Source organism: Exiguobacterium sp. KRL4 (assembly GCF_001870785.1).
Lineage (GTDB): Bacteria > Bacillota > Bacilli > Exiguobacteriales > Exiguobacteriaceae > Exiguobacterium_A.
The window spans coordinates 96,752-122,158 of sequence record NZ_MOLV01000019.1 but is presented as its reverse complement, the minus strand read 5'-3'; the positions used below and the strand labels follow the sequence as shown (position 1 = coordinate 122,158).

General features: G+C 43.9%; 29 protein-coding genes and 1 riboswitch. Of the genes, 21 read left to right on the top strand and 8 right to left on the bottom strand.

What is annotated here, in order from left to right:
- The first annotated feature begins 217 nt into the window (after window positions 1-217).
- The 7 genes from BLD48_RS12080 (at window position 218) to BLD48_RS12050 (ending at window position 6,641) form a co-directional block, all read left to right on the top strand.
- Window positions 218-1,663, top strand: coding sequence for a murein hydrolase activator EnvC family protein (locus BLD48_RS12080; protein ID WP_071500425.1), 1,446 nt, complete (start codon window positions 218-220; stop codon window positions 1,661-1,663).
- A 207-nt stretch (window positions 1,664-1,870) separates the two neighbouring features.
- Window positions 1,871-3,136, top strand: a complete 1,266-nt coding sequence (locus BLD48_RS12075) for a murein hydrolase activator EnvC family protein (protein WP_071500424.1) — start codon at window positions 1,871-1,873, stop codon at window positions 3,134-3,136.
- Window positions 3,137-3,195: 59 nt separating this feature from the next.
- A riboswitch (TPP riboswitch) is annotated at window positions 3,196-3,306 on the top strand.
- 116 nt (window positions 3,307-3,422) lie between these two features.
- Window positions 3,423-4,232 (top strand): bifunctional hydroxymethylpyrimidine kinase/phosphomethylpyrimidine kinase, encoded by an 810-nt coding sequence (thiD, locus tag BLD48_RS12070; RefSeq protein WP_071500423.1) that lies wholly within the window; start codon window positions 3,423-3,425, stop codon window positions 4,230-4,232.
- On the top strand, window positions 4,213-4,983 hold the full coding sequence (thiM, locus tag BLD48_RS12065) for a hydroxyethylthiazole kinase (RefSeq protein WP_071500422.1): 771 nt from the start codon (window positions 4,213-4,215) through the stop codon (window positions 4,981-4,983). The genes thiD and thiM overlap by 20 nt, the downstream gene beginning before the upstream one ends.
- On the top strand, window positions 4,973-5,611 hold the full coding sequence (gene thiE / locus BLD48_RS12060) for a thiamine phosphate synthase (RefSeq protein ID WP_071500421.1): 639 nt from the start codon (window positions 4,973-4,975) through the stop codon (window positions 5,609-5,611). Before thiM ends, thiE begins: the two co-directional genes overlap by 11 nt.
- A 20-nt stretch (window positions 5,612-5,631) precedes the next feature.
- Entirely contained in the window at window positions 5,632-6,078 is a 447-nt protein-coding gene (locus BLD48_RS12055; RefSeq protein WP_071500420.1) for a hypothetical protein, read from the top strand.
- 152 nt (window positions 6,079-6,230) lie between these two features.
- Window positions 6,231-6,641 carry an ArsR/SmtB family transcription factor gene (locus BLD48_RS12050; RefSeq protein ID WP_369825793.1) on the top strand — a complete coding sequence of 137 codons (411 nt, stop codon included), beginning with the start codon at window positions 6,231-6,233 and terminating at the stop codon, window positions 6,639-6,641.
- Between the two features lie 50 nt (window positions 6,642-6,691).
- On the opposite strand, the gene BLD48_RS12045 is transcribed toward BLD48_RS12050, so the two are convergent.
- Together BLD48_RS12045 and BLD48_RS12040 are read right to left on the bottom strand one after the other, a co-directional pair.
- The gene (locus tag BLD48_RS12045; protein WP_071500418.1) at window positions 6,692-7,309 is read right to left on the bottom strand and encodes a CHASE3 domain-containing protein; all 618 of its coding nucleotides are present in this window, start codon (window positions 7,307-7,309) and stop codon (window positions 6,692-6,694) included.
- 168 nt (window positions 7,310-7,477) lie between these two features.
- Complete coding sequence (locus BLD48_RS12040) at window positions 7,478-8,347, bottom strand: YitT family protein (RefSeq protein WP_071500417.1); 870 nt, start codon at window positions 8,345-8,347, stop codon at window positions 7,478-7,480.
- A 139-nt stretch (window positions 8,348-8,486) separates the two neighbouring features.
- Between BLD48_RS12040 and BLD48_RS12035 the strand changes: the two genes are divergently transcribed.
- Together BLD48_RS12035 and BLD48_RS12030 are read left to right on the top strand one after the other, a co-directional pair.
- Entirely contained in the window at window positions 8,487-9,095 is a 609-nt protein-coding gene (locus BLD48_RS12035) for a hypothetical protein (protein ID WP_071500416.1), read from the top strand.
- Between the two features lie 184 nt (window positions 9,096-9,279).
- Complete coding sequence (locus BLD48_RS12030; RefSeq protein ID WP_014969553.1) at window positions 9,280-10,116, top strand: formate/nitrite transporter family protein; 837 nt, start codon at window positions 9,280-9,282, stop codon at window positions 10,114-10,116.
- A 105-nt stretch (window positions 10,117-10,221) separates the two neighbouring features.
- Here the strand turns inward: BLD48_RS12030 and BLD48_RS12025 are convergent, their stop codons facing one another.
- Window positions 10,222-10,641 (bottom strand): DUF1232 domain-containing protein, encoded by a 420-nt coding sequence (locus tag BLD48_RS12025; protein ID WP_236630012.1) that lies wholly within the window; start codon window positions 10,639-10,641, stop codon window positions 10,222-10,224.
- A gap of 98 nt (window positions 10,642-10,739) precedes the next feature.
- Here BLD48_RS12025 and BLD48_RS12020 point away from each other — a divergent pair, with 98 nt between their 5' ends.
- A complete protein-coding gene (locus BLD48_RS12020) occupies window positions 10,740-11,963 on the top strand; it encodes an aminopeptidase (RefSeq protein WP_071500414.1) in 1,224 nt (407 codons plus the stop codon).
- A gap of 62 nt (window positions 11,964-12,025) precedes the next feature.
- On the opposite strand, the gene murB is transcribed toward BLD48_RS12020, so the two are convergent.
- The gene (murB, locus tag BLD48_RS12015; protein ID WP_071500413.1) at window positions 12,026-12,946 is read right to left on the bottom strand and encodes a UDP-N-acetylmuramate dehydrogenase; all 921 of its coding nucleotides are present in this window, start codon (window positions 12,944-12,946) and stop codon (window positions 12,026-12,028) included.
- Between the two features lie 263 nt (window positions 12,947-13,209).
- Between murB and BLD48_RS12010 the strand changes: the two genes are divergently transcribed.
- The 4 genes from BLD48_RS12010 to BLD48_RS11995 all read left to right on the top strand — a co-directional run bounded on the left by BLD48_RS12010 (window position 13,210) and on the right by BLD48_RS11995 (window position 15,689).
- A complete protein-coding gene (locus BLD48_RS12010) occupies window positions 13,210-13,725 on the top strand; it encodes a GNAT family N-acetyltransferase (RefSeq protein WP_071500412.1) in 516 nt (171 codons plus the stop codon).
- 31 nt (window positions 13,726-13,756) lie between these two features.
- Window positions 13,757-14,224: a GNAT family N-acetyltransferase gene (locus tag BLD48_RS12005; protein ID WP_071500411.1), complete on the top strand. Its 468-nt coding sequence runs from the start codon at window positions 13,757-13,759 to the stop codon at window positions 14,222-14,224.
- Window positions 14,225-14,280: 56 nt separating this feature from the next.
- The gene (locus tag BLD48_RS12000) at window positions 14,281-14,640 is read left to right on the top strand and encodes a hypothetical protein (RefSeq protein WP_071500410.1); all 360 of its coding nucleotides are present in this window, start codon (window positions 14,281-14,283) and stop codon (window positions 14,638-14,640) included.
- Between the two features lie 116 nt (window positions 14,641-14,756).
- Complete coding sequence (locus BLD48_RS11995; RefSeq protein WP_071500409.1) at window positions 14,757-15,689, top strand: hypothetical protein; 933 nt, start codon at window positions 14,757-14,759, stop codon at window positions 15,687-15,689.
- Here BLD48_RS11995 and BLD48_RS11990 read toward each other — a convergent pair.
- Complete coding sequence (locus BLD48_RS11990) at window positions 15,678-16,517, bottom strand: GNAT family N-acetyltransferase (RefSeq protein WP_071500408.1); 840 nt, start codon at window positions 16,515-16,517, stop codon at window positions 15,678-15,680. The genes BLD48_RS11995 and BLD48_RS11990 overlap by 12 nt on opposite strands.
- Before the next feature lie 112 nt (window positions 16,518-16,629).
- Between BLD48_RS11990 and BLD48_RS11985 the strand changes: the two genes are divergently transcribed.
- Window positions 16,630-16,890, top strand: a complete 261-nt coding sequence (locus tag BLD48_RS11985) for a hypothetical protein (protein ID WP_071500407.1) — start codon at window positions 16,630-16,632, stop codon at window positions 16,888-16,890.
- A 65-nt stretch (window positions 16,891-16,955) separates the two neighbouring features.
- On the opposite strand, the gene BLD48_RS11980 is transcribed toward BLD48_RS11985, so the two are convergent.
- Window positions 16,956-17,867, bottom strand: coding sequence for a hypothetical protein (locus BLD48_RS11980; protein WP_071500406.1), 912 nt, complete (start codon window positions 17,865-17,867; stop codon window positions 16,956-16,958).
- Window positions 17,868-18,010: 143 nt separating this feature from the next.
- Between BLD48_RS11980 and nfsA the strand changes: the two genes are divergently transcribed.
- The 5 genes from nfsA (at window position 18,011) to BLD48_RS11955 (ending at window position 21,929) form a co-directional block, all read left to right on the top strand.
- Window positions 18,011-18,757, top strand: a complete 747-nt coding sequence (gene nfsA, locus BLD48_RS11975; RefSeq protein ID WP_071500405.1) for an oxygen-insensitive NADPH nitroreductase — start codon at window positions 18,011-18,013, stop codon at window positions 18,755-18,757.
- A gap of 14 nt (window positions 18,758-18,771) precedes the next feature.
- Window positions 18,772-19,995 carry an LCP family protein gene (locus tag BLD48_RS11970; RefSeq protein WP_071500404.1) on the top strand — a complete coding sequence of 408 codons (1,224 nt, stop codon included), beginning with the start codon at window positions 18,772-18,774 and terminating at the stop codon, window positions 19,993-19,995.
- A gap of 79 nt (window positions 19,996-20,074) precedes the next feature.
- Entirely contained in the window at window positions 20,075-20,785 is a 711-nt protein-coding gene (locus tag BLD48_RS11965) for an NAD(P)H-binding protein (RefSeq protein WP_014969566.1), read from the top strand.
- A 144-nt stretch (window positions 20,786-20,929) separates the two neighbouring features.
- The gene (locus BLD48_RS11960) at window positions 20,930-21,475 is read left to right on the top strand and encodes a TlpA family protein disulfide reductase (protein WP_071500403.1); all 546 of its coding nucleotides are present in this window, start codon (window positions 20,930-20,932) and stop codon (window positions 21,473-21,475) included.
- Window positions 21,476-21,479: 4 nt separating this feature from the next.
- Window positions 21,480-21,929 carry a hypothetical protein gene (locus tag BLD48_RS11955; RefSeq protein WP_071500402.1) on the top strand — a complete coding sequence of 150 codons (450 nt, stop codon included), beginning with the start codon at window positions 21,480-21,482 and terminating at the stop codon, window positions 21,927-21,929.
- A 92-nt stretch (window positions 21,930-22,021) separates the two neighbouring features.
- On the opposite strand, the gene BLD48_RS11950 is transcribed toward BLD48_RS11955, so the two are convergent.
- Both BLD48_RS11950 and nhaC read right to left on the bottom strand, forming a co-directional pair.
- Complete coding sequence (locus tag BLD48_RS11950; protein WP_071500401.1) at window positions 22,022-22,231, bottom strand: DUF3006 family protein; 210 nt, start codon at window positions 22,229-22,231, stop codon at window positions 22,022-22,024.
- A 271-nt stretch (window positions 22,232-22,502) separates the two neighbouring features.
- Window positions 22,503-23,876: a Na+/H+ antiporter NhaC gene (nhaC, locus tag BLD48_RS11945; protein WP_071500400.1), complete on the bottom strand. Its 1,374-nt coding sequence runs from the start codon at window positions 23,874-23,876 to the stop codon at window positions 22,503-22,505.
- A 493-nt stretch (window positions 23,877-24,369) separates the two neighbouring features.
- Between nhaC and argC the strand changes: the two genes are divergently transcribed.
- Window positions 24,370-25,401, top strand: a complete 1,032-nt coding sequence (gene argC / locus BLD48_RS11940) for an N-acetyl-gamma-glutamyl-phosphate reductase (protein ID WP_071500399.1) — start codon at window positions 24,370-24,372, stop codon at window positions 25,399-25,401.
- The last annotated feature ends 6 nt before the right edge of the window (window positions 25,402-25,407 follow it).

Sequence of the window (25,407 nt, the reverse complement as noted above, 5' to 3'; positions counted from 1 at the left end):
CATAAAAATTGGACATTCCGGGCGAAAAGAGAACTTATTAAAAATGACATATCACTGAAATATAATAGAGGTAAAATGAATGCTATAATCAAAAACGTTCTTATAATTTTTAAAAACTATTATGAAATTTAAATAATATTACAAATTACTTAAAAAAATTACTATAAACTACCCAGAAAATCCTATACAAATTACACAGAAAAAGAGGGAATACCACATGAAAAAAACGTTCGCATCGCTCATCGTTTCCGCACTTATTCTTTCATCCACTCCTCATTTCGTAGCAGCAGATGACTTAAGTGAACAAAAAGCCAAAAACGAACAAAAACAACAAGAAAATGCAAATACGCAAAAAAACTTAGAGTCTTCTGTTAATCAAGAAGGACAAAAAATCTCTAAAACACAGCAAGAGGTCAACCGGTTGGATGAAGCATTAAACGAAAAGATGTTTGCCGTTGAAGCAAAAGATCGTCAAATCAAAGCAACGGAAGCAGAAATCGTTGAGCTGGGGAAACAAATCGAAAAATATAAAGCGAAATTAAAACGCCAAGAAAAATTACTTGGTGACCGTCTTCGTGTCATGCAAGAAAATGACGGGAATTCGATTAAGTGGGAAGAAGTCATTTTTGGATCAAAAGATGTCGGCGATCTTGTCAGCCGTGTTTTAGCTGGAAAATCGATTTCACAACAAGATGATAAAATGATTACTGACTATCAAAACACACAAAAAAAATTAGCACGTGCCCAGCAACAATTAAAAGATAAAAAAGCAAAATTAGTCGTTGAAAAACAAGAGCTTAAACGTCAACAAGCAGAACTTGAGCAACAAATCAAAGAACGGAACAAACGCTTAAAAGAACTCCGGAAACAAAAAAAGAAGTTTGAAACACAATTGATGGATGCAAAAGAAGTCCAACAAATTTTGATTGCACAGGAACAAGCGATTGCAGCTGAAAAAGCAGCCCGTGAACGTGAAGCACGAATCGAAAAAGAACGACAAGCTCAGGCAGCCCGTGAAGAAAAAGCGCGTGCACAAGCACAAGCGGCTCAAGCGGCAGCGGCAGAACAAGCAGCCGCTGAACAACAGGCAGCGGAAGCAGCAGCGGCGAAAGCAGCAGCAAAAGCGAATCAGAAATCATCAGCACCTGCTACCGGTTCAACAAAACAATCTGCACCAAAAGCGACACCAACTGTACCGCAGGCAGCACCTGCTCCGACACCAGTACCAGCACCACCTGCTCCATCCTCATCTTCGTTGTTCATTCATCCGACAAGCGGAGGGATCACGCAAGGGTATGGTTCGGCAAGTGGATCAAACGGTTATTCATTCCATAACGGAATCGATTTTGGTGCTCCAGTCGGCACACCAATCGTTGCAGCAGCAACCGGAACGGTCATCACAGCATCAAGTGGCGGTCCATATGGTAACCACGTCATGATCGCTCACCAGTTAGATGGAAAAACGTATACTACAGTTTACGCACACATGAGTTCGTTGAATGCACGTGCAGGTCAACGCGTCAGTCAGGGTGAACAAATTGGAGCTCTTGGAAGTACAGGGAATTCAACAGGTCCACACTTACATTTCGAAATTCACGTAGGTGGTTATAGCTACAGTGCTTCAGGTCCGGCGAATACCGTTAATCCGATGTCAATGCTATAAATAACAGGAAGAATCATTGCGATGGCAGTGATTCTTCCTTTTTTTATGCCATAAAAAAGAAGTCTATATTACAAAAAAACGTTTTCACTTGAAACACAAATGAAATTTTACTGAAACTATTACGATGCTATAATCAATTTCAGACGGAAATACTTTGAATTAAATACTTTTCAAATAAGAATTCATACATAAGTGAGGAAACTGACCATGTTAAAAAAATTGCTTTCGACAGTATTGTTAGGAACATTACTTTTGGCAACTGCGCCGAATTCTGGTCACGCTGCGACGATCAAGGAAAAGAAATCTCAAAATGCGACAGAACAGCGTCAATTGGAAAAAGCAATCAAAAAACAAGAAGCTAAAATATCAACGGAACAGCGAGAAATCAATAAAATTGATGCTGCTATCAATGAAAATATTTTCCTGATTTCGGAAAAAAATAAACAAATTCAGCAGCTGAACCTTCAGATTAAAGATCTCGAAGCGGAAATCGTCCGATATGAAGCGATGTTGAAACGGCAAGAAGAATTGTTAGGGGATCGTTTACGTGTCCTTCAAGAAAATGATGGAAATTCAATTAAATGGGAAGAAGTCATTTTTGGATCGAAAAATCTTGGGGATTTATTTAGTCGCGTCATGGCAGGTAAAAAGATTGCTGAACAAGATGACAAGATGATTTCTGCCTACCTGGAGACACAAAAAAAACTAGGCGAAATGAAACGTAATCTTGTTGCTAAAAAAGAAGAACGTGTTCAAGAAAAAGAAATGTTGTTAGAGCAGAAAAAACAGTTGAAGAAGCAAATGAAGGAACGGAGTGCGACCTTAAAGAAGTTACGTAAAGGGAAAACGAAGTTCACGACGAAACTATTGAACGCCAAAGAACTACAAGCGACGTTAGAAGCACAAGAGCGAGCGATTGCAGCAGCGAAAGCAGCGGCTGAACGTGCTGCAGCTGAACAAGCAGCGGCTGAACGTGCGGCAAAAGAGGCGGCAAAAGCGACAAGCGAATCAAATAAATCCGCAGTCAGTCCTTCTCCGGTCGTTAGTGTTCCGACGGGCTCAGCGAAGTTCATTCGTCCAGCTTCAGGTGGTGTTTCACAAGGATTTGGACCGGCGAGTGGGGCAAACGGGTATACCTTCCATAATGGAGTAGACTTCAGTGGACCCGTCGGATCACCGATTCGAGCAGCAGCTTCCGGAACAGTCATTACGGCCGGAAGCGGCGGACCTTATGGGAATCACGTCATGATTTCGCATTTTCTTGACGGTCAGGTGTACACAACAGTGTACGGTCATATGAATTCGTTGGCAGTTCGTGCGGGTCAGACCGTTTCACAAGGTCAATCGCTTGGTACGCTCGGCAGTACCGGCAACTCGACTGGACCACATCTTCATTTTGAATTGCATGTCGGTGGATATCAATATAGTGCGACAGGACCAGCCAACACGGTTAATCCACTTGGATATCTTTAAAAACGAGCTTCGGCTCGTTTTTTTTATAACGCTATGCTACAGTAAAAAGGAATTAATTTACGAGCAACTAGGGGAGCTGGAGGAGTCCGGCTGAGAGGAAAACCATTCTGTTTTCGACCCTGTCACCTGAACTGGATAATACCAGCGTAGGAAAGTTGAGATCGAAGACATGAGATATAAAACCTGGATGCGGGTTTTTCATGGCGTCGTCTGCTTTTTTACAGCGGACGGCGCTTTTTGTCGTCCGTTTTCTCCTAATTTGCTCATATGAAAGGGAGGAAGCAATATGAAACATGTATTGACGATTGCAGGATCGGATTCTGGTGGTGGAGCGGGCATTCAAGCAGATTTAAAAACATTTTCTGCCCTCGGAGTATATGGGATGAGTGTCATCACAGCGGTTACGGCACAAAATACATTGGGTGTCCAAGCCGTCGAGGATGTGTCGCCTCGTCTTGTAGAAGCACAATTGACATCTATCTTTTCCGATATTCGTGTTGATGCTGTCAAAATCGGGATGGTTTCTAATCAAGAAACGATTCAAATCATCGCCAACCAATTAAAACAATGTGATGCTCCAATCATTTTAGATCCAGTCATGGTCGCAAAAGGTGGACACGGCTTGTTACGGGAAGATGCAGAACAAGCCTTGTTAGAACATCTGTTACCGCTCGCGACACTCGTCACACCGAATATTCCTGAAATCGAACGGATGATTGGGAGGACGGTTCAGTCACTTTCGGATATGAAACAAGCAACGGTGGAACTAGCGAAAAGACCAGGGGGGGCCATTTTGCTCAAAGGTGGTCATTTGGACGGACAACAAGCAATCGATTTGTTATATACACAAGGGAGTCACTACGTGTACGAACAGAAACGATTAAATCGTCAGCACACACATGGTACAGGATGCACGTTGTCTGCTGCGATTGCAGCTCGACTCGCACAAGGCGACTCCTTGTACGACAGTATAATGTATGCGAAACAGTACGTGACGGAGGCGATTCGCCACGGTTTTTCGCTCGGACACGGAATTGGACCAACCCATCACTTTTACGAACTTTGGAGGGGAAATCATGTTACCGATTATTCATGACAAAAAACCACTGATTCACCATTTGACGAACACGGTCACGATCAACGACTGTGCCAATATGACGCTAGCGCTTGGAGGATCCCCAGTCATGGCGGAAGATGTATTAGAAGTAGAAGAGATGGTTGGTCTTGCTGACGCTGTCGTTATCAATACAGGCACGCTGCATCCGGCGATCCGAGAGGCGCAACTGTTAGCAGGGAAAACCGCTAATCGATTAGGGAAACCGATTATTCTGGATCCGGTCGGAACAGGTGCGACGACATTACGGACGAATTTCATAAACGAATTGATGCATGACATTCAGTTTACGGTCATTAAAGGAAATGCCTCAGAAATCAAAACGCTACTCGGGCAAGCGACGACGACAAAAGGAGTAGATGTTGCGGAAGGGGAATCACTCGATCTTCAAGCAGTCCATACCTTTGCGGCACAAACCAAACAAGTCATTGTCGTGACAGGTCCGATTGACTATGTGACGGACGGAAGCCGTCAATGCCGTCTCGATGTCGGGACAAAGCGGCTTGGGCAAGTGACCGGGACGGGGTGTATGACAGCTTCGTTGATTGCGACGTTTTTAGGAGCGGGATATGACCGATTCGAGGCAGCCGTATATGGGACGTATTTGATGGGCAAAGCAGGGGAGCTTGCTGATCGACAAGCAGGGATCGGTGATTTTCGGACAGGTTTGTTCAATGCAGTCAGTTTGATGACGGAAGAGATGCTTCAGGAGGTTCAAATCGATGGAAACTGATTACTTCGTGTATGCCGTGACCGATCGACGGTTTCACCCCGAACTGAACTTGATGGATGCGGTAGAAGCAGCGCTCAAAGGAGGTGCGACGATTGTTCAACTTCGTGAAAAAGAAACATCAGGTAAAGCTTTTTTAGAAGCGGCCATCGGACTAAAGGCGTTGACGGAACGTTACGGCGTACCACTGATCATCAATGATCGGATTGATATTGCGATGCTCGTAGGCGCTGGTTTGCATATCGGACAGGAAGACATCCCTTTACGTGAAGCGCGTCGTCTCCTTCCTGCGGCGACGATTGGCGTTTCCGTCTCGACGGTAGAACAGGCGCAACGCGCAGAACAGGAAGGGGCAACTTATTTAGGAGTCGGTTCACTTTTTCTGACGACGACGAAACGAGATGCTACGTTCATGCCGAAAGAAACGTTAGAGGCGATTCGTCAAGCCGTTCAGATTCCGTTGGTCGGAATCGGCGGAATCACACAAGAAAACATCGATGAACTAGGCACTTTAGTGGACGGATATGCTGTCATTTCAACACTGTTTGCGAAAAAAGAAATCGAACGGGCGACACAGGAATTCAGAGAAGCCGCAAAACAAGCGCGTCAGAGCATTTCAGACAGGGTATAGTCATCAAGAGGTGATAAGTCGTGAAATGGCAGTCTATTCGATTTCGGGGACGTTGGGTTCGATATAAAATCGAACCACAAATCATTCGAGTCGATAACCGGGGGAGATATCATTTAGGAGCAGCCTTGTTCCCTTTTCCTAATCGTTATTCGTATCAACTAGCTGTTCTGTTAAAAAATAAATACCAACAACGTTATAAACGCTCCTTGCTGATTCAGACGAGCTCCATCGCGACTGAGATTTGGGGACACACACATCTCGATCTTTTTTACCGGCTGATGTTGCATCTTCCGTTACCTCGGTTGTTACGGAAACGGTATCGTGGACGCCTATACAGTACAGGCATAATTGATATCGGTGTTCGTGCCGTCGATAATAATCGGATTGTCTGGGATACCGGAAATTTTTTGGGCGGTTGGTTTTTTTACGCAATCACAAGACGAAATCAACACAAATCAGAACGCTGACTGTTCATTTTGTTTCCGGATAGCGTCTAAAAAAGTTCTCTTCTGTACTTAAATAAGAAGAGAACTTTTTTAATATGAGTCGAGCAGGGGAAACTGGTTGTTTTTGATGGATTTAGAGTTAGAGCAGAGGGCACGAATGGATTTTCTTGCAATTGGATCGGATCGATGGTGCAATTAAAAGGAAAGAGGTGATTGCGTTGGATGCACCCCGTTGTGAAACGATTGCCATTGATACAAAACGTGCGCAGGAAATTGGGCACGCCGTCGATATCATTCCGACGATGGATATCGGAAAATTGTTTAAAGTATTATCAGACGCAACTCGTTTGCGAATCGCCTATGCGCTGACGATAGAAGAAGAACTTTGTGTCTGTGACGTCTCAGCTTCAGTCGATTGTTCCATCGCGACAGCGTCTCACCATCTGCGGACCTTGTTGAGACAGGGTCTGGTGAAGTACAGAAAAGAAGGAAAAGTCGTCTACTATTCATTGGATGATCATCATGTGTCCTCTCTTGTGCATCTTGCGATGGAACACGTGAATGAAGGAAAATCCTTGTCCTGAATAAAAACAAACACGTACCGTCCATGTGGCCGTCACGTGTTTGTTTTTGCTTAGGAGACAGGTTTAGCACGAGAAAATAAAAAGATGGTCGCGGCAATTAACAAAAAAGATAAGATGGATAAACTAAAGCACATCCGTTTATAATCCGTCGTTAATTCAGTTGTTAATTCCAGCTTTTGTTCCAATTCACGATACAACTTCTCTTTGATTTGTGAGAGGTCCTCGAGAATCGTTTGAGTGGTTTGAGTCGTTTGCTTAGCTAATTTTTTGGCACTCTGTGGGTTATCCGTTTCATAGACGGTAAACACTTCCTCGATTTCCTCTTCCCAAGCGCTGTTACGTAGCAATAAATCTTTGATTGCACCTGGCGTCTGATTGGATGCATTCAGTAAGCGTCGTAAATCATGGACATTTGAAGTAGAAAAATAATACTGTTCGATGTAACGTTCATCTTCGTATAACAATAATCCACGGACGGCATTCGCCCGGTCGCGATTATGTTCTATTAACTGATCGACTTGTTTAATCATTGGAATATCTTGTCTATGCATTTCTTCCGTCAGTTTAGAAATGGCTCGGTATCCATTCAAGGCATAAAGCAATGGAATTGAAGCGAACAGACTGACAATCAGAATGAGAATGATACGGTGACGCCACAGCTGATTCATACAATTCATCCTTTTTCAATAAAACGTAATGTCATTAGCTTAACCACTATTTCCCAAAAAGTGAAGGATTCTGCAAAAAAACATGGAACATTTTCTCTGATCTTGCGTATTGTACACAAAAAAACCGCTACATAGGATATATGCAGCAGTGGAGGTACTTCACGAAGATTAAAAAGAATACGAGTGTTCTTTATAATTTCCGAAAACCGTATGAATCTCGGAAAATGTGACAAAGGCATTGGATTCGACAGAGGAAACGATTTCTTGTAATTTAAGGATCTCATTGTTTTGGACGACTACATACACCATCTTTTTCGTTCGGTTCGAATACCCGCCGCGCGCATCAAGAATCGTCACACCACGTCCAAGTTCCTTTGTAATGACCTCATTGATTTCATCTGCTTTTTCACAAATGATGATACATTGTTTAGAAGCGGAATAAAAACTGTAGACGGTCTGGAGTGCTTTCGCACGAACAAAACTCATGATTAGTGCATACATGACGTGTTTCAAATCAAATACAAACCAGACGAGTACATAAATCACTAAGTCTTGCATCAAAAAAATACGTGGGAGCGGCCAATTATGAAAGCGCGCATAGAAAAATTTCCCGAGAATATCGAGACCGCCTGTTGAGGCGCCGCCAAAGAAAATCAAGGCCATCGCTAAACCAGAAACAAGACCGGCAAAAATAGAAGCGACGAGAGGATCATTTAAAGACTCAGGTACGATTTGTGTTGGAATCCAGTCGATCAAAAAAGAAGAGACCAGGACGATGATACCCGATAAAAACATAAATCGTTTGGGTAAAAAACGAAATCCTAGTAAAAAAAGTGGGATGTTTAAGACAAGTTGTGTCAAGCCGATGGGTGTATGAAACAATTCTTGCGCAATGAGCGTAATCCCCATGATACCACCGGATCCGATATCGTTAGGTGATAAGAGAAGGCTGATATACAACGAGTACAACAATGTACCAATTAAGAGGAAACCAATTTTTTCTGTTCGCTTTTTCTTTGTGGGTCGTTTAATTTTCATGGTGATTGATGAGAAATCTCATGCTCCTCCTCTGTAAAAGTATCTGCCTGCAAGAGTACGCTGATATCAGAATTAATTCAACCCCTGATTTGAAAAATGTTAACAAAACGACGAGTTTTTTGAGAAAGGAGACCATTTTTTGAAAAAAATCATACTGATCATTTTCTGTGTCGGAATCGGGTTATCGACCGGTTCATGGGTAGTGCTACAGCAGCAAAAACAACCGGAAGAAGAAAGTTGGAAAGACGGTCATGTGATTACCCGTCATGTCGGCACGTCCATTTCAAATACGGCAGCCATCGAAGAATTGGTCAAGCAGTTTCCGTTCTCCGAGTCCTTAGACGACGTTTCAATTACAGGGACAACCGTACGGATGACGTATCGCGTGACGGGGAAAGAACGAGTAGCGTGGACAGGGAGCGATACGGAGGATATTAAACGTGGAAGCCCGTCTTTCTTAGAAAGTCGTTTGCCAAAGCTCATCATGCACCATACGTTAGGTCTTTTTTTGAGTGTATCGGATCTCTCCGAACTCCGGATCGAGTACAATGATCCGTTCACTGAAGTGGTATTTGACGTGGACCGTTCGAAGTTTGAAGAGTATACGCCGAAAGATATCGACCGAGCCAGTTCTTCCGCAGATCGGTTTAATCGTGTCGTCGTGGAAGACTATATTCTCGTTGATTCAAGGCGAGCCGCATTTTTCGAAAAGTTTGTCGATGCGCTCCGCATCACACCTGAAAACTAGTTGTATCTAACAATGAAAAGGCATTTTTCACAAACTTGACACAATGATATCGTTTTCACCTTGTTCTTTTGACAAAACGCTAAATAAGGTCTATTCATCACTTGAACATCTTATAAGATGGAAGTATGATAATAAGTGAACAGACATTGTGAAGTTTTGAACAAAAGAAAGCGAGGTTTCTACGATGAACGAGGTAGAAGCATTAGAAGGATTAAGAAAAAAAGCCGTCAAATCGACGCAAATGTTACAGCTGCGTCCACTAGAATATTTGGTTCGAGCGATGCTGGCTGGCGTTTTCATTGGTTTTGCAATCATATTTACACTTAAATCAATCAACGGTTTTTATTTAAATGAATCACCTGTCACGACACTTGTCGGTGGATTGACGTTTGGTGTTGCGCTCGTCTTGATTGTTTATGGCGGAGCAGAATTGTTCACCGGAAACACGATGTACTTTACGACATCGACGATGCGTGGTTATACATCGAAAATGGATACGTTTAAAGTATGGACGCTTTGTTTTATCGGAAACGGACTCGGCGGATTGGCATTTGCTTTACTGTTTTCACAAACGGGAATCATTCAGGAACTCGGGATGGACAACTGGTTGTTTGCCGTATCGGAGACGAAGATTCACCATACGACATGGGAAATCTTTACCCGAGCGATTTTTTGCAACTGGATGGTCTGTCTAGCGATTTTCATTCCAAAAAACATGAAAAATGAGTTAGCACAAATCATGATGATGATGATCCTCGTGGCTGTTTTCTTTGCCTCTGGATTTGATCATGTCATTGCTAACATGGCATTGTTCTCACTTGCTTTAGTCGTACCGCACCCAGAAGCGATTTCGTTTGCTGGAGCAATCCACAATCTGATTCCTGCCTTGTTTGGAAACATCATCGGCGGAGCACTTTTCATGGGAATGATCTACACATGGCTCAATAAATCAAAATTAGAAGTCGATCAATCGGATCAAGAAGCAGCAACGATCAATATCGCTTCAAAACAAAAAGCTTAAAAAATGGCCCGGGTTCGATGGGCTTGACCATACACAAAGAAGGATCCGATGAAAAAATCGGATCCTTCTTTGTTATGAATGGGTGTAGGACATGATCTGATTCGGTTACTCCAGATGCTGAAAACGATCGACATCTGCCGCCAGGTCTTCATAGATGGCTTCGACGATTTGTGCATCGTCGAATAATCCTAAGATGTTTTCATCCGGTAAGGCATCAACCGGAGACGTGAAATATAGAACGGCTGTCAATAACAATTGTTCTTGCTCAGGTTGCATCTCAAAGCGTTTCGTATACAGCGCCCGTAACATTTCAAGTAATTGTTTGAGTTGGAAGTAAAGGACAAGTTCCGCTTCACGTTCGATATCCGAACCATCTTCTGACGCGATATCCGTTGTGAGTCGCGCCAATCCGAGTTCGCCTTGAATCAATAAGTCTTCCTGTGCTTTCGTATTTCCGACAGCTGTTAATGCTTGTCGGTGAAAATAGGTGTACGCAGATTTAAAATCGCCTGGTGTAAATTCCATCATCAACACTCCTTCTGTATCTCTAGTTTCACCTTATTTCTTGCAAAATTGCAACTATTTCGTGAAAATAAGAGTAATAGTTGAAAGGGGATTACATAATGCCGACTCAAGAACAGTTAAAAAAGTATGCCGCACTTGCCGTACGAACAGGAATCAACCTACAAGCAGGTCAACAATTGGAAGTTCGTGCCGGAATCGAAAATGCACCGCTCGTACGTGAAATTACGCGTGTTGCGTATGAAGTGGGAGCTTCTAACGTATATGTGCAGTGGTCTGATGACGAAATGACGAAAATTCGTTACTTCGACGCACCGGAAGATTCGTTTGACGCCTTCCCGGATTGGTTAACAGCACGATTCGATCAGTTGGCAGAGGAGAAAACAGCATTTTTATCTGTTGTCAGTGAAGATCCTGACCTATTGAACGGAGTCGAATCGAGCCGGATTGCCCGTGCCAACAAAGCAGCAGGTGTTGCATTAGCCAACTGGCGTAAATTCGTCATGAGCGATAACGTAAGCTGGTGTGTCATCGCAGCGCCTTCGGATGCTTGGGCGGCTAAGGTATTCCCGGACTCTGAACACGCTGTGGAGGACCTGTGGGATGCTATCCTGAAGGCGACACGCGTTGATCAAGCCGATCCAGTCGCAGCGTGGGAGCAACATGACACGAACTTGCGGACAAAAGCGACGTTCCTAACTGAAAAAAAATATAAAAAATTACATTATGCAGCACCGGGTACAGCATTGACGATTGAATTACCAGAGCGTCACGTCTGGCTTGGCGGTGGTGGACCAAATGCCGATGGAGTTGATTTCATCGCGAATCTGCCGACGGAAGAAGTCTTCACATTACCGAAAAAGACAGGTGTGAACGGTCATGTTTCGAGTACGAAACCGCTCAGCTACAGCGGGAATCTGATTGATGGGTTCACGTTATGGTTCGAAGACGGAAAAATCGTTAAAGCAGAGGCAAAACAAGGACAAGCAGCACTGAACGAATTGATTTCACTGGACGAAGGTGCACGTTACCTCGGCGAAGTAGCGCTCGTTCCACATCATTCACCGATTTCAGACTCTGGGATTTTATTCTATAACACGTTGTTTGACGAAAATGCATCGTGTCACTTGGCGATCGGCCGTGCCTATTCGACCTGCCTTGAAAACGGACCAAGCTTATCGAATGAGGAATTGGCTGATCAAGGTGCCAACGACTCGATGACACACGTCGACTTCATGATAGGTTCAGGTCAGATGTCGATCGATGGAGAACTAGTGGATGGGACTCGTGAACCATTGATGCGCGACGGAAACTGGGCAATCTAATCCATTCTAAAAAGGGAGTAGGCGGACACGTTAATCGTGTTGGCCTACTCCCTTTTTTTGATTCAACTGTGTAATTCTTCGCCAATGATTTTTACTTCCGGTTCCAGTAAGATTCCGAATTTTTCTTGAACGGTTTCCTGCACGTGTCGGATGAGCGAAATATAGTCTGTTGCTGTCGCATCTTTAATATTGACGATGAATCCGGCATGTTTTTGAGAAACTTCAGCACCACCGATCCGTGCGCCTTGTAAACCGCTGTCTTGAATCAATTTACCGGCAAAATAACCTTCCGGACGTTTGAAGACACTCCCGCAAGACGGATATTCAAGTGGTTGTTTCGTCTCACGTTTATGCGTCAAGTCATCCATCATTTCTTTGATCAAGTCAGGATCACCTTCTGTGAGTGAAAAGCGTCCTTCTAAAATGATGTACTCCTTTTTCGAAAAACAGCTTGATCGATACCCGAGCTCAAGTTCCTCGTGGGAGATGTTCAACAGTTCGCCTTTACGTGTCAAGACCGTCGCGCTGTGGAGGCAGTCCTTTACTTCGCCACCGTAAGCTCCAGCATTCATGATTAAAGCTCCGCCAATCGTACCGGGAATACCACAGGCGAACTCAAGTCCACTCAAAGCATGGTCATACGCAACACGTGATGCTTGGATGATTGCAGCGCCACTTTGGGCAACGAGTTCATGTCCTTCAACAGAAATATCGGTTAGTTTTTCGAAAGATAAGACGATTCCACGAATACCACCGTCACGAACGACAAGATTCGAACCGTTTCCGAGCATCGTCAGAGGGAGTTCGTGTTCATAGGCATAACGAACAGCAAATGCTGTTTCTTCATACGTCGACGGAATGAGGAACAAATCCGCCAGCCCACCCATTTTAGTGTACGTATGGTTTTTTAAGGGTTCATTAATCAAAACGGCTTCTTTTGCGATACCTTCATATAATCCAGCTAATAATTGCTCAGTCATCATGTCTCAGTCCTTTTTCATAAATTCCATTCAGCAAAAAACGCTCAAAATATATTTTACACTAATTCTATGATTGATGTTTAGCATACTGTCCCCAAAATACAGACTTGACAGATAAAAAGCAAGCTGTACTTTAGAAATAGGATTGAATTCTCTTCAAAGTATGGTGATTTTCTTTAAAATAAAAATAATATGATCATGAATGAATAAAAGAAAAAAGGGGAAAAATAAGACAAAGGCTTGGTATTTAAAAAGGGGGATTTCAGATGGAGAGTGAACGGTTAGAGATGCGACCATTTTCAGAAGAAGATTTTACCTTTTATAAAACACTTGTCCAAAATGAACGCGTCATGCGGTACATCAATGGCGGGACGGCACTAGAAGAGACGGAAGCACGAAGTTGGTTCGAACGACAATTCGAACGATATGAAGACGACCGGCAAACTGGTTTTTTATTGTTGGAAAAAAAAGAAACACGCGAACCGGTCGGTTTTGCCGGACTCATTCTTCAAGAAGTGGATGGTGTCGAGGAATTAGAGGTTGGATATTGGCTGACACCGATTCATTGGAAGGTCGGATATGGTCGAGAAGCAGCGAACCGGTTGATGCGCGAAGCGTTTGAAAGAGGGCACGATCGTTTGATTTCAATTATTCATCCAGAAAATAAATCTTCCCAAAATGTCGCGCGGGCGAATGGGTTACAATGGGAAAAGGAAACAGTTTTCAATGGAATTCCAGTCGTCATCTATTCTTGTCGCTTATCCCGGCTGTTTAGAGGATGAGCTATGAAATGGTAGAGGAGCGAAGTCATTCATGTACCAGACCACGTTGATCACATTTAATGAGTTAACTGTCTCAAGCTTATATCAGTTACTGAAGTTACGAACCGATATCTTCGTCGTTGAACAAGACTGCCCGTATCCCGAGCTCGACAATCGTGATCAAGACGCGTTACATGGTCTTGCTTATGAGGGAGAGAAGTTAATTGGTTGCTTGCGGATTTTACCGAGGAAGTCGTCCGGAGCAGTTGCGATCGGACGTGTTGCCGTGCAAGTCGATTACCGATCGCATGGAATAGCAAGAAGACTGTTAAACGAAGCGATTGCGTATCTTCAAGAGCAAGGTGAGGTCTTGATTGATCTTCAGGCGCAGGCGCACCTGAAAGAGTTTTATGGTTCATTTGGATTTGAAGAGAAATCAGAGATTTATCTAGAAGACGGTATCCCGCATCTGGATATGCAGATGCAGTTAAGGGAAGTTCCAAAAAGACTTCAGGAATAGGGCGGACGAACCGATGATGATAGCAGGAAGAACTCTATCTGGAGGTGAGTCAGTCATTGAAAAAAGTACTGGTCATTCTCGCGTTAAGTCTGATCGGAGTGTTATCGTTTGCTGTCGGTATCTCATATGCTGAACTTCAAAGTAGCCAACGTAGTTCGGAAAAGCAACTGGCTAAGATGTTACAAACCCGGCATGGCATCGATCAGACATCATTGTTAGAAGTGAAGGCCTCGTTTTCATTTCGACATCGGCAAGTGATTCAGGTCCGTTTACGTGGTGAACCCGCCGTTACCTATGAATTCATTCAACCTAAACGACAACTTGAGTATGTCGGTTCGGTTGGAACAAGTGTCGAAAAGGTTGGACAGCAGGATGAAGCCTTTCGAAATTCGCACTTGAAAGTGAGTGGAAAATAAAAAATCTTGGTGCTATTCTCGAAGCAGAGAAGCACCAAGATTTTTTTTGAGTCTTTCAAGAAGAATCGATATTGCGTACACTACGAAGAGAGACATCATTCAGGAGGAAACTTATTATGAGAAGATTTATAAAAAACGAAGCAATCGCCCCTGCGATCCACGCCTTTCGGACGCTCGAGCGTACGGACTTTCATACATACAATCAGCAATTAACACCAGAAGAACGCCGCGCACTGAACTTTATCGGGCGAGCGATCTCTCTGCAATCCAGTGAACACCTCGCTTTGGCACTTGAAACAAAGCAGCCGATGATGGACTTAGATCGTCTTCTGGTCGAATTAACCCAAGTGGATCAAAGGGTCTCTCTATTTCGACAGTTACTTGCGAATGGCTTAGATCTTAATCAACTGGTGACGATTGACGGACATCGTTCGCTTGTCAGGCAGCCGCTCTCTTTCCCGGTAGGCTTATATACAGTCTACAATCATGAGTTATTTACGATAGCTCTCGAAGCCGGATTAGATCTTACGTATACGACGACATTACAGCGGAGCGATCGTTTTCTAGAGACCGATGAAATCAATACGCTCGACATCGTATTGTTACTGACACATGAAGAGGAACTGGACGAAAAGAGTCTCCACTTGTTCGAGCATTCGACGACAGTAGGCTTGGTCGAACGATTACACCGTTCAACGTCTAAAAGTTTGCAATCGATTATTGAGGACACCAATTACGGGGTCTCTTTCCGCTACGCCAAACATTTCCCATTGTTTTATGCCGTCGTTGGTCGTCAGACGGAGCGGTTCCCCAAAATGTTGGAAGACGCATTGAAGGATCCAAATCACCAAGAAATCATCAAGGATGCCTTACTCGCCTTTCATAATTATCAACCAGGTCTTGCAGTGAGTTTAGGGGAGGCCTATTATGAAAACTTATTTGAAATCGGGAATCAATTGAAGTCGCGAGGCCATGTTGATTTTAATGCAGTAGACGATCAATACGTGTTAGCGGAGTATTTCGACATCGTGCAACGATTACGTGGTTAAGAGGGAACCTTCGCACGAATAACGATGCCAATTTGAAAAGACTTGAATATCACAAAAAGCATCGGGCTGATAAAGGCGAAGAGCATCTTGGTGAGTCGAAAAGCAATACACTTCAAAAGAAGAGATATTCTTTTTGTGTAGTTTTGTCTGGAACGTGTCTAAGATACGCCGTCCATATCCTTGGTGTTTGAGTTGAGGTAGACAGGTGATTTCCAGAAGCCGAACGGTTTGTTTATGTTTTTCAATCAGGATCGTTCCGACGATGGTTTTGTCATCATAAACGAGATAGGGTAAAGCACCTTGATCGATTAAGTAATCGAGATGTAAAGTGTCGTAAGGAAACAGGAACTCGGAGTCACAAGTCGCATCGTTCCGGATGGTCAAGAATAACTGACGATTACGTAGTGTGAGTGGTTTGAACTGGACAGAAGGAACCCGATCATGGGTGAGACCGATTAAACGAAACTGTTCACTGGATAACTGGTAACCTAACGATGCCCAAGTGGAGACGAATCCGAAGTCATGTGGAGGTATGATTTGTACATCGATGTGTTGAGGGGAGAGGGAGATCGCTTCGGAGTGTACATGTCGTGCGAGATAGCGAAATGCATGTAGATCGGTATAAGCTGCATTCAAAATCTGGATGGAGTGTTCGAGGACATGGAAACCAAGTGTAGCCGAGACGTGATCCTCTTTCCAAACGGTCCATTGGTGCTGTTCAGTCGGTTGACAGGATAACGATAAAGGGAAAAAACGATTGTTGTGGAGCAACCGATGCACTAAACGACGCTGCTGATGGGACAATTGTCGGTAAGACAAAATATTCATATCCTAGACGCCCTTTCAAAGAAAATGAAAGCCAGTACGTATAGTATACAAATAAATGTTTATTAAATGGTTTTATTTTGAAATTTAAGGTAAATATTTAGGTGGTGAAGAGATGAAAAAAACATGGATTGCATTAAGCTTCTTTTGGATCATTTTAGCGATTCCGATACAAGCACAGGAAATCGAAAAAAACGAACCGAGTGTCCGAGAATCGACGACGTACGGAAGTTACGGGACGATGGATGAAATCATCACCGATCAAAAGGAACCGACGTATGACGGTTTTGATTCACCCAATGACATGGCTTTTTTGTTTGCCTGTATCGCATTACTTGCGACGGTTGGATTAGGAATTGTCAACGCAACAGACTAATGCTAGAAAAAGACGCAGACCTCTCTACGATATGCAGAGTCCTGCGTCTTTTAGTTGATTATTTATCAAAAATGAATGTGTTTTCTTCGACCGACGCGCTCGATTCGTTCATGCTCCTCCTCTAATCCAGCTTGTTCAAGCAGGTCGAGATAATAACGAAATGGCGTCGAACGATGTGAAAAATAAGGGATGTATTCTGTGAATAACATGGCCTCGGCCCGTTCTAGTTCACGTAGAGCAATCAAGGCGTGCAGTTCGGCGAAGCGGATTTCTTGATACAGCAATAACATGTCAGCATCCACACGAACTTTCATCTGTAATTTTTTAGCATGGTTATTCAATAACGAGACATAGGATTCGCGTTCTGAGCTATTCGTACAGTGTGTGAGGACGGCGAGGAACAGGTCGCTCCGTTCTGTATCCACATCGATCGGCACCTTGACGGCCGTATAGATGGCGCGTTGCATCCACGTCTGATCGGGTGCTTCGAGCTTATAGTAGCCGACAAGCTCTTCGAACAATTCGACTTGTGTGACTTTAATCAGTCGAAACGGATCGTTACTCAAAAAGAGGGGCTCTTCTCCAGCTGCAGAGGAGAGTAAAAAAAAGAATTCCTCAAAGGCGACACGTGTCCCGTTTTTTCGACCGATGTAATGCCGTAAATGTTTGAGTAAACGTTTGGCTGTCACATACCAATTTTTTTGTTCACGAAGCGAAACGAGTTCGTTTGCCTCCAGATAATGAAAATCATAAGCAAGTTGAATAAATTGTTCCGTTTGTTCAATCGTCTGCTCGACGGTCGGTTGTTCTTGTTCCTTCTGCAATCCTTTATACTTAGCGAACTGAGATAACATCAAATCGAGTTCTTTTTCTTCGATGACTTGTTTGGGGAGTTGGCGATAGATTTCTACGATGATGTCGCGAAGGGTCGTATCGCCATATTGTTCGAGTAAAAGACGTAGTTTACGAATTCTCATGATCGCCCTCCTTCGACAAAAAGACACAATACTTCTTTTATCCCTTTCCCGATTTTTTTATAAATCGAACATCTTTCATTTGCACTTTGAGTTCATGTTTGCCTATCGTTAAGAGAATCATTAATTCAAAGGGGCGATTATTCATGAACGAAACTATTCAACATTTACTTAATCATCGGTCGATTCGGAAATTCAAGACCGACCAATTGGACCAGGAGACAATCAATATTCTAGTCCGTTCGGCGCAGGCAGCATCGACATCTTCCTATCAACAGGCTTATGCCATCATTGGAGTCGAAGACGACACCATCAAACAACGACTAGTCGAAGTAGCGAGTGGTCAAACATATGTCGCGGAAAATGGATATTTCTTTGTCTTCTGTATCGATTATCACAAACATGTCTTAGCAGCTAATCTGGCATCAGGGGCAGTCGATCGGACCGTCGAGACAACGGAAGCACTGATTGTCGGAGCAGTCGACGCAGGACTTGCAGCACAAAACCTGGTCGTGGCAGCAGAGTCGTTAGGGTACGGTACGGTTTACATCGGATCACTGCGAAATGATGCGGCGAAAGTAAGTGAACTGCTGGCTTTACCAGATCATGTCGTCCCGTTGTTTGGTGTCGCGGTTGGTGTACCGGACCAAGAGCCGGGTAAAAAACCCCGCCTTCCGATGGATGCGGTCTTCCACCGGAATACGTATACTAATGACGAGACGATGCGTCAGTTGTTGACTCAATATGAAGAAGAGACATCTGCTTATTACGGAGACCGGACCGACGGGCGACGGACGGAAGGCTGGGTCTATCAGATGGCAGCTTCAATGAAGGAACCAAAACGGACGTATCTCCGTCATTTCTTACAGGAAAAACACTTATCGCGCGATTAAAACGGAGGTAGCTTATGGAAGAATTTCACTCGGGACGTTCCCGGTTAGAACGAAAACGTCAAGAAGGGTTACGTGAGTCAGAAGAGCATCCTCATGGAGAGCAAGAACAGGAACCGAACGAGGCTGGTCCGAGGCAGGAACAATCTGCTAGTCAGCGTTATTTAGATAATCCGCCCATTGAACGGAAAAAGCAGACGGCAGGTGCCCGACAAACAGCAGGTCAACGGCGCCTTCGGACGGGATTCGGCACAGTGTTTCGCTCGGGAAACCGGTTTGCGGTTGTGGTCAAAAACCGATTGAATCAACGACGTTCGTCACGTAACCGCCGGACGGACGAACCAAGTGCTTCTCGTTCGTCCGATCGTGCTTTAAAAAAGCAGCCGGCCGCAAAAAAGAAACGACGTTTTAAAGGGAAACTGATTGGTCTCATCATGCTTATCTTAATCGGACTCATCGTTTTCGGTTCACAACCATTTACATTCCTGCTGATTGGTAGTGATGCACGACCAGGAGAATCGTTACGGGGATCGCGGTCAGACTCGTTGTCCGTCATGCAGTTCGTTCCCTTATCACGGACGATTCAACTGACGTCGATTCCGCGAGATACGTATACACCAATTGCTTGTGAAGACGGGAAAAAAGATAAGATTACACACGCGTTCGCCTACGGAGGTGAAGACTGTACAAGTAGTGCCGTCAGTGAACTGCTCGATCAAGACATCGATAGTAAAATCGTCATTTCCTTTGATAGTTTTATCGGTTTGATCGATGAGATTGGTGGGATCGACCTTGTATCGACAGGAACATTCTCCGAACAAGATGCCAGTGGAAAAGCCAATCAGTATACGTTCCAAAAAGGAAAAGAATATCATATGGACGGAGCGATGGCACTGGCCTATTCCAGACACCGGAAATCAGATACCGACGTTGCCCGCGCGAATCGTCAATCTGAAGTCATCCAAGCCGTAGCGACAGATTTGATGAAGCCGACAGGTTGGTCAAGTATTCCTGATGCAAACCGCTATATGAAAGAAGAGATGAATCTAGACGTCAGTGTTCGTCAAATGATGACGGCTGGCTTGTCACTTGCCTTGTTGTCGGAGCGTGAACACCTTGAAGTCGAAGGTGTCAGCGAACGGATGAATGGTATCTTCTATGATTTCCCAAAGGAAAAAGAACTGAAAGAACTGCGTGCGAAACTCGATACGACATTTTACGGGACGCTAAAAAATGATTAATTTTTCAAAAGGGGTTTGTTCTTTCTCGAACAGTGGAAATTACTAAAGGTGACTAATCTATCGAGGAGGGACCTATCATATGAAAGTATTAGTTGTAGGTGCATCAGGTACAATCGGAGCTCGTGTCGTCAAGTCGCTAGCAAAAGGTCATCAGGTCACTGTCATCGTACGGCATCAACATTTAGTCGAACGATTTGAGAAACTGGGTGTCAAGGCGCACTATGTCGACATCGAAACAGAACTCGAAAAAGTCATCGAACATGGCGTTTCCGGACAAGATGCTGTCATTTGTGCGGCAACGGCCGGTGTCGACGGAGAAGCGACGGAAATCGAGTTGCTCGACCGGACGGTGGCCTTGAAAACGATTGATGCTGCGAAAAAGGCGCGTGTTCGTCATTTCGTCCTCCTCAGTGCCTATGGCGCTGATCGTCCAAATCAGTTTAAAAAAGAAATGTATCCGTTCTATGCTGCGAAAAATGCGGCTGAAGAGCAGGTCGAGCATAGTGGCCTGACTTATACCATCATCTGTCCAGTCGATATCGTCGATGGAGAAGGCCGCGGATTGATTGAAGCAGATGAAGACTTAAAGGATGTCAAAGAAGCAACGATTTCGGAAACGGACGTCGCTTCAATTCTTGTCGCTTCTGTCGATAACCGGGCTGTGTTCAATCGCCGCCTGGAGGTCAAACAAGGCAAAACAGCGTTAAACGAAGCACTTGGTGGAGATGAAGCAGTAGGTAGTGTCAAGGATAACCGACAAGTGAAAAAACAATTACCACGTTACAACTAATAGTCATTCAAGATAAAATTCATGAAGTTCTATAGGGTTCACAAATAGAGTGTCCGATTCCGATTAGGAATTTGGACACTTTTTTTGTCGCAAATATAGGGAACGATTCTGCTAAACTAGAGGAATAGAGGAGTGGAGAAATCAGTGAAAAAATATGTATTGTATCTTCTGATGACAGTTGTCGTTTCAGGTGTCGTCTACACCAGTTATAGCACATACGAAACCAAACAAGATCAGCAACAAATTCAAGCGAAGCAACAGGCGGAAGGGGGACTTGAAACAGGAATGAAAGCACCTGACCTCGAATTAGAACAAAATGGTCAACCCGTCCGTTTAACCGACTTGACGGATCAACTCATCATCATTAATTTCTGGGCAACCTGGTGTCCTCAGTGCCGGCAGGAAATACCAGAGTTAAATCGGTTTTCTGAATCTACGAACATTCCTGTATATGGGATTAACGTGACGACTGCAGAAAGGCGATTGACGGACGTCGAACAGTTTCTAAAGCAAACACCCATCACCTACTCTGTCCTTTATGATACGAAGGGACAGTCTGAAAAAGATTACCGCTTAGTTGCGATGCCTGCGACCTATATCATTGATCGGACAGGAACGATTGTCGGCAAGCATGTAGGACCGGTTACGGAAAAGATGTTACAGGAAATGGTGCAGAAGATCGGAGGATAAAAGCATGGAACTGTACTGTGGTGTCTGTACGTATCACCAAAGCATTGAAGTGGGACAAAAAGAAGAATGGAAGTCTTTTCCGTCCATGTTGACATATGGGATCGAACATTCTACTTCCGCCTTGCCGTTTTTATTCGTACCGCCTTATCAGGAACCGTTAGTCAGCCGTCAGCAGATTGATGACCGAATCCGGGCCGATCTCATTCGCGCGTATCATGCGCATATTGATGAGATTGAAGAAGGGTGGGTCCCCCATCAATATGATTTATTCCAATGTCCGACTTGTCATGAGATCTCGACCCGCTTTTGGTGTGCCTTATTGCTGGAAAAAGAAATTATCGAACCGACACATCAATGTGAACGGGATGGATCCGTATTAACGCGACTATCGTTGGATGATGTCGCGCAGACCCCTTGTCCGAACTGTTGTGAACAAACGCTCCATGTCCGGTAAACACCAAAAAAAGCCATCTGTATGCAAGAAAGGACTAACAAGAGACAGATTGTCTATTGGTCAATTCTCACGGACAGAAGGCTTTTTATGTGTCAACCCATTTGCCGAAACGAAAATGTTTGAAAGGAAGACTGCGTAGAACTAGATGCATCAATTGAGTAACTTGAACCATCGAATAATATTGTATCACCAAGCCTTGCCTCAGTCGGCAGATAGCGGCGTGGGATGAAACTTGAACCGTTCTCCCAGAGAAGAACAGCATATTTTCCATCAAGCCGTTCCAGTGTGCCACGTTTGATCATAATCGAACTCCTCCTACAAAATTACACCGAAGGCATCCCAAAAGTCGGGTGCAAATTTCTCTCTTTATAATTCGTTGTAATTTTTTAATCTTATGTTTGGTATATTCCCATTTCCCTTTAGATCTACACATCTTTATTTGTGATTGATGAATTCTGTACAGTTTTTGCCAAACAAATCGAAAGTGAAGAAGAGTCAAATACGTTTTTTCTCAAAAAAAGTAGAACTGAATAAACAGTTCTACTCGGAAAAATTATGAGGTGAAGGCGCGAATTAAGCGGCCAAATCCTGTGCAGGTTTTTTAGTGGGACGGGTGAAAGCAAACACGAATGTAAAGAATGGTGAAAGCAGCAAGAAAAACGCAAACGGCACGTACGCTGTGACCGGGACACCAAGTGTCGATGCGAAAAATGCGCCGGATACGCCCCAAGGAATCAATGGATTGACGAGCGTCCCACCATCTTCTAGGGCGCGTGACAAGAAGCGTAGATCAATCGAACGGTCTTCAAAAATCTTTTTGAATGCTTGTCCTGGCAACAAGATGGACAAGTACTGTTCCCCCGCCATGAAATTGACACCAATGGAAGCGAGAGCAGCAGATGAGATGATGCTCCCGTCGCGTTTCAGTCTAGAAACAGTGTGTTCGATGATGACATCGATGACACCGATCCCGCGAAGAACACCACCGAAAGCCAAAGCTAACATGACAAGAGAGACGGACCACATCATCGATTGAAGACCACCTTTACTGATGATATTAGAAACGGTCTGATTTTCAGTTTCTAACTTCAAACCATTTTGAATGACACTCATCCATTGTCCGATATTCCAATTTCCTTGTGTCAGCCCGGTTAACAGCAGTCCACTCAACACACCAACGATTAGTGTTGGGACGACAGGTGTCTTACGTAAAGCGAGGATCATCACAAGAAGCGGTGACAGCAGTGTCCACGGTGATAAATCAAACAACCGAGCTAGTTCTTGTTGGGTCGAGCCGATCGTTTCTGAATCAATCGAACCGTCACCTCGTCCGAAAATAAAGAACAAAATAAAAGTGATGGTAATCGCTGGAATGGTCGTACCCATCATGAAACGGATGTGATCAAACACCGAAACATTGACGATACCTGGTGCAAAATTTGTCGTATCCGACAATGGAGACATCTTGTCGCCAAAACAAGCTCCACTGATGATGGCACCGGCGGCAAGTGCCGGGTTGACACCAAGTGCAACGGCAATCCCCATTAAAGCGACACCTACGGTCCCGATCGTCGTAAACGAACTACCGGTAAACGTTGACACAATCATTGTGATGATCAAAGCACTTGGAGCAAACCAGGTAGCAGACAGCGTTTCAAGTCCAAAATGGAGAAGTGTCGGAACGGCACCACTCATCATCCAGACGGCAATCGTCATCCCGACGAGTAACATGATTAAAATTGGTTTGATGGCTTCACGAATCCCGCTGATCATATGTTGTTCAAGCTGTTCGTATCCAAAACCACGGAAAGCGGCATAACCTGTGATGAAAATCAAACTCGATAAAATGGCAAGATGCGGTTCGGCTTTGGCACCGAATAATACAGATAATAAGATGATGATACTGATTCCTAGGATAGCTGCGGACTCACGAAAGGATATGCGCATGCTTCCACCTCCTTAATTCTATGTTGCGTTTATGCTTGTTTGCTTTTACGTACGAAAGTAAAGAACAGTTGTTATGTTATCGGATATGAGAGTATTCGTCAACTATCTAGATTTTGCTGGAAAACGACAAAATAAATCAAAATGTGACGATTTTTTGTCGTAAACGCTTTCTTTTTTTAAAGAAATCTTGCACAATAGGAAATAAGAGATGTCTATTTTGTGAACAGGAGGGATTACATATGTTTACTGCAATTTTTGTCGTCGTCATTGCTTTAATGGGCGTTAGTGTTTTTGGGATCGATCATCTAGTCGCACAACGAGCAGAAAAAAGATAAATGAAAAAACGTAAAAAAGGCTTTGATCAGTTACATCGAGTGAGATGTCATTGATCAAAGCCTTTTTCTGTGTCTTAAAATAAATAAAAATACAATTGACAGTATAAATATTCATATGTTTAAATCGAGTTATCATTTATTACGAAGGAGTTTCGAAGATGAAGTGTACGATTGTTGGAGCAACGGGATACGCTGCGATTGAATTGATACGAATGATTGAACTACATCCTTATCTAGAAATCGTTTCATTGGTCAGCGACTCGATGACAGACCAAGACATTAATCATTTATACAGTTTTATGAATAAAAACAACTATTCACGTTTGGCTAGGTTTTCGGTGGAACATATTGAAGAGGTCGAGACGGACATTCTATTTTTAGCGACACCAAGCGGTATTTCGATGAACTATGTGAAACAGTTAGGCAATTGGAAGGGGACAGTGATCGACTTAAGTGGTGATTTACGTCTGGAAAAAACAGTGTATGAAAAATGGTATGGCCATGAAGGAGTTGACCGTTTGATCCAAAGAAAGGCGACATATGGATTAACTGAATGGAAACGAGATCAAATCAAGCAAAGCCGGCTCATCGCGAATCCAGGCTGTTATGCGACGGCGATTTTACTCGGATTGTTGCCGCTGCTTGCGGAAGAAATGATTGATCCGGCGCAGATCATCGTTCATGCGAGCTCCGGATTATCCGGTGCAGGAAAAACATTGACGGAACAGACCCATCACGTTCGGTCGAGTGAAAACGTTCGATTATACAAAATGAACCGTCACCAGCATATTCCGGAAATCGAATCCATCGCCGAAGATATCACCGGCCAAAAAATCATGATATCGCTGGCTACTTATTTAGTCCCCCTCAATCGGGGAATCATGGCGACGATGACGCTACAACCACTTGTCGAGAAAACAGAAGCAGCATGGCGGGCGTGGTTCAGTGAAAAGTATGAAAATGAACCGTTCATCCGGATTGGACAAGCAGAACCGGAAATCAAATCGGCAGCCGGTAGTAATTATTGTGACTTGTCCGTGTATGTCGATCCGAGAACCGGAAGATTGACGGTCGTGTCTGTCATCGACAATATGCAAAAAGGTGCAGCGGGACAAGCCATTCAAAACGCCAATGTCGTATGTGGATATCCAGAGACACTAGGTCTGACACAACAGCCATTCTTTATATAGAGGGGA

Coding starts and splice junctions, on each gene's coding strand:
- BLD48_RS12080 (WP_071500425.1), top strand. CDS start 218: ATGAAAAAAACGTTCGCATCGCTCATCGTTTCCGCACTTATTCTTTCA.
- BLD48_RS12075 (WP_071500424.1), top strand. CDS start 1,871: ATGTTAAAAAAATTGCTTTCGACAGTATTGTTAGGAACATTACTTTTG.
- thiD (WP_071500423.1), top strand. CDS start 3,423: ATGAAACATGTATTGACGATTGCAGGATCGGATTCTGGTGGTGGAGCG.
- thiM (WP_071500422.1), top strand. CDS start 4,213: ATGTTACCGATTATTCATGACAAAAAACCACTGATTCACCATTTGACG.
- thiE (WP_071500421.1), top strand. CDS start 4,973: ATGGAAACTGATTACTTCGTGTATGCCGTGACCGATCGACGGTTTCAC.
- BLD48_RS12045 (WP_071500418.1), bottom strand. CDS start 7,309: ATGAATCAGCTGTGGCGTCACCGTATCATTCTCATTCTGATTGTCAGT.
- BLD48_RS12040 (WP_071500417.1), bottom strand. CDS start 8,347: ATGAAAATTAAACGACCCACAAAGAAAAAGCGAACAGAAAAAATTGGT.
- BLD48_RS12030 (WP_014969553.1), top strand. CDS start 9,280: ATGAACGAGGTAGAAGCATTAGAAGGATTAAGAAAAAAAGCCGTCAAA.
- BLD48_RS12025 (WP_236630012.1), bottom strand. CDS start 10,641: ATGGAATTTACACCAGGCGATTTTAAATCTGCGTACACCTATTTTCAC.
- BLD48_RS12020 (WP_071500414.1), top strand. CDS start 10,740: ATGCCGACTCAAGAACAGTTAAAAAAGTATGCCGCACTTGCCGTACGA.
- murB (WP_071500413.1), bottom strand. CDS start 12,946: ATGATGACTGAGCAATTATTAGCTGGATTATATGAAGGTATCGCAAAA.
- BLD48_RS12010 (WP_071500412.1), top strand. CDS start 13,210: ATGGAGAGTGAACGGTTAGAGATGCGACCATTTTCAGAAGAAGATTTT.
- BLD48_RS12005 (WP_071500411.1), top strand. CDS start 13,757: ATGTACCAGACCACGTTGATCACATTTAATGAGTTAACTGTCTCAAGC.
- BLD48_RS11995 (WP_071500409.1), top strand. CDS start 14,757: ATGAGAAGATTTATAAAAAACGAAGCAATCGCCCCTGCGATCCACGCC.
- BLD48_RS11990 (WP_071500408.1), bottom strand. CDS start 16,517: ATGAATATTTTGTCTTACCGACAATTGTCCCATCAGCAGCGTCGTTTA.
- BLD48_RS11985 (WP_071500407.1), top strand. CDS start 16,630: ATGAAAAAAACATGGATTGCATTAAGCTTCTTTTGGATCATTTTAGCG.
- BLD48_RS11980 (WP_071500406.1), bottom strand. CDS start 17,867: ATGAGAATTCGTAAACTACGTCTTTTACTCGAACAATATGGCGATACG.
- nfsA (WP_071500405.1), top strand. CDS start 18,011: ATGAACGAAACTATTCAACATTTACTTAATCATCGGTCGATTCGGAAA.
- BLD48_RS11970 (WP_071500404.1), top strand. CDS start 18,772: ATGGAAGAATTTCACTCGGGACGTTCCCGGTTAGAACGAAAACGTCAA.
- BLD48_RS11965 (WP_014969566.1), top strand. CDS start 20,075: ATGAAAGTATTAGTTGTAGGTGCATCAGGTACAATCGGAGCTCGTGTC.
- BLD48_RS11955 (WP_071500402.1), top strand. CDS start 21,480: ATGGAACTGTACTGTGGTGTCTGTACGTATCACCAAAGCATTGAAGTG.
- BLD48_RS11950 (WP_071500401.1), bottom strand. CDS start 22,231: ATGATCAAACGTGGCACACTGGAACGGCTTGATGGAAAATATGCTGTT.
- nhaC (WP_071500400.1), bottom strand. CDS start 23,876: ATGCGCATATCCTTTCGTGAGTCCGCAGCTATCCTAGGAATCAGTATC.
- argC (WP_071500399.1), top strand. CDS start 24,370: ATGAAGTGTACGATTGTTGGAGCAACGGGATACGCTGCGATTGAATTG.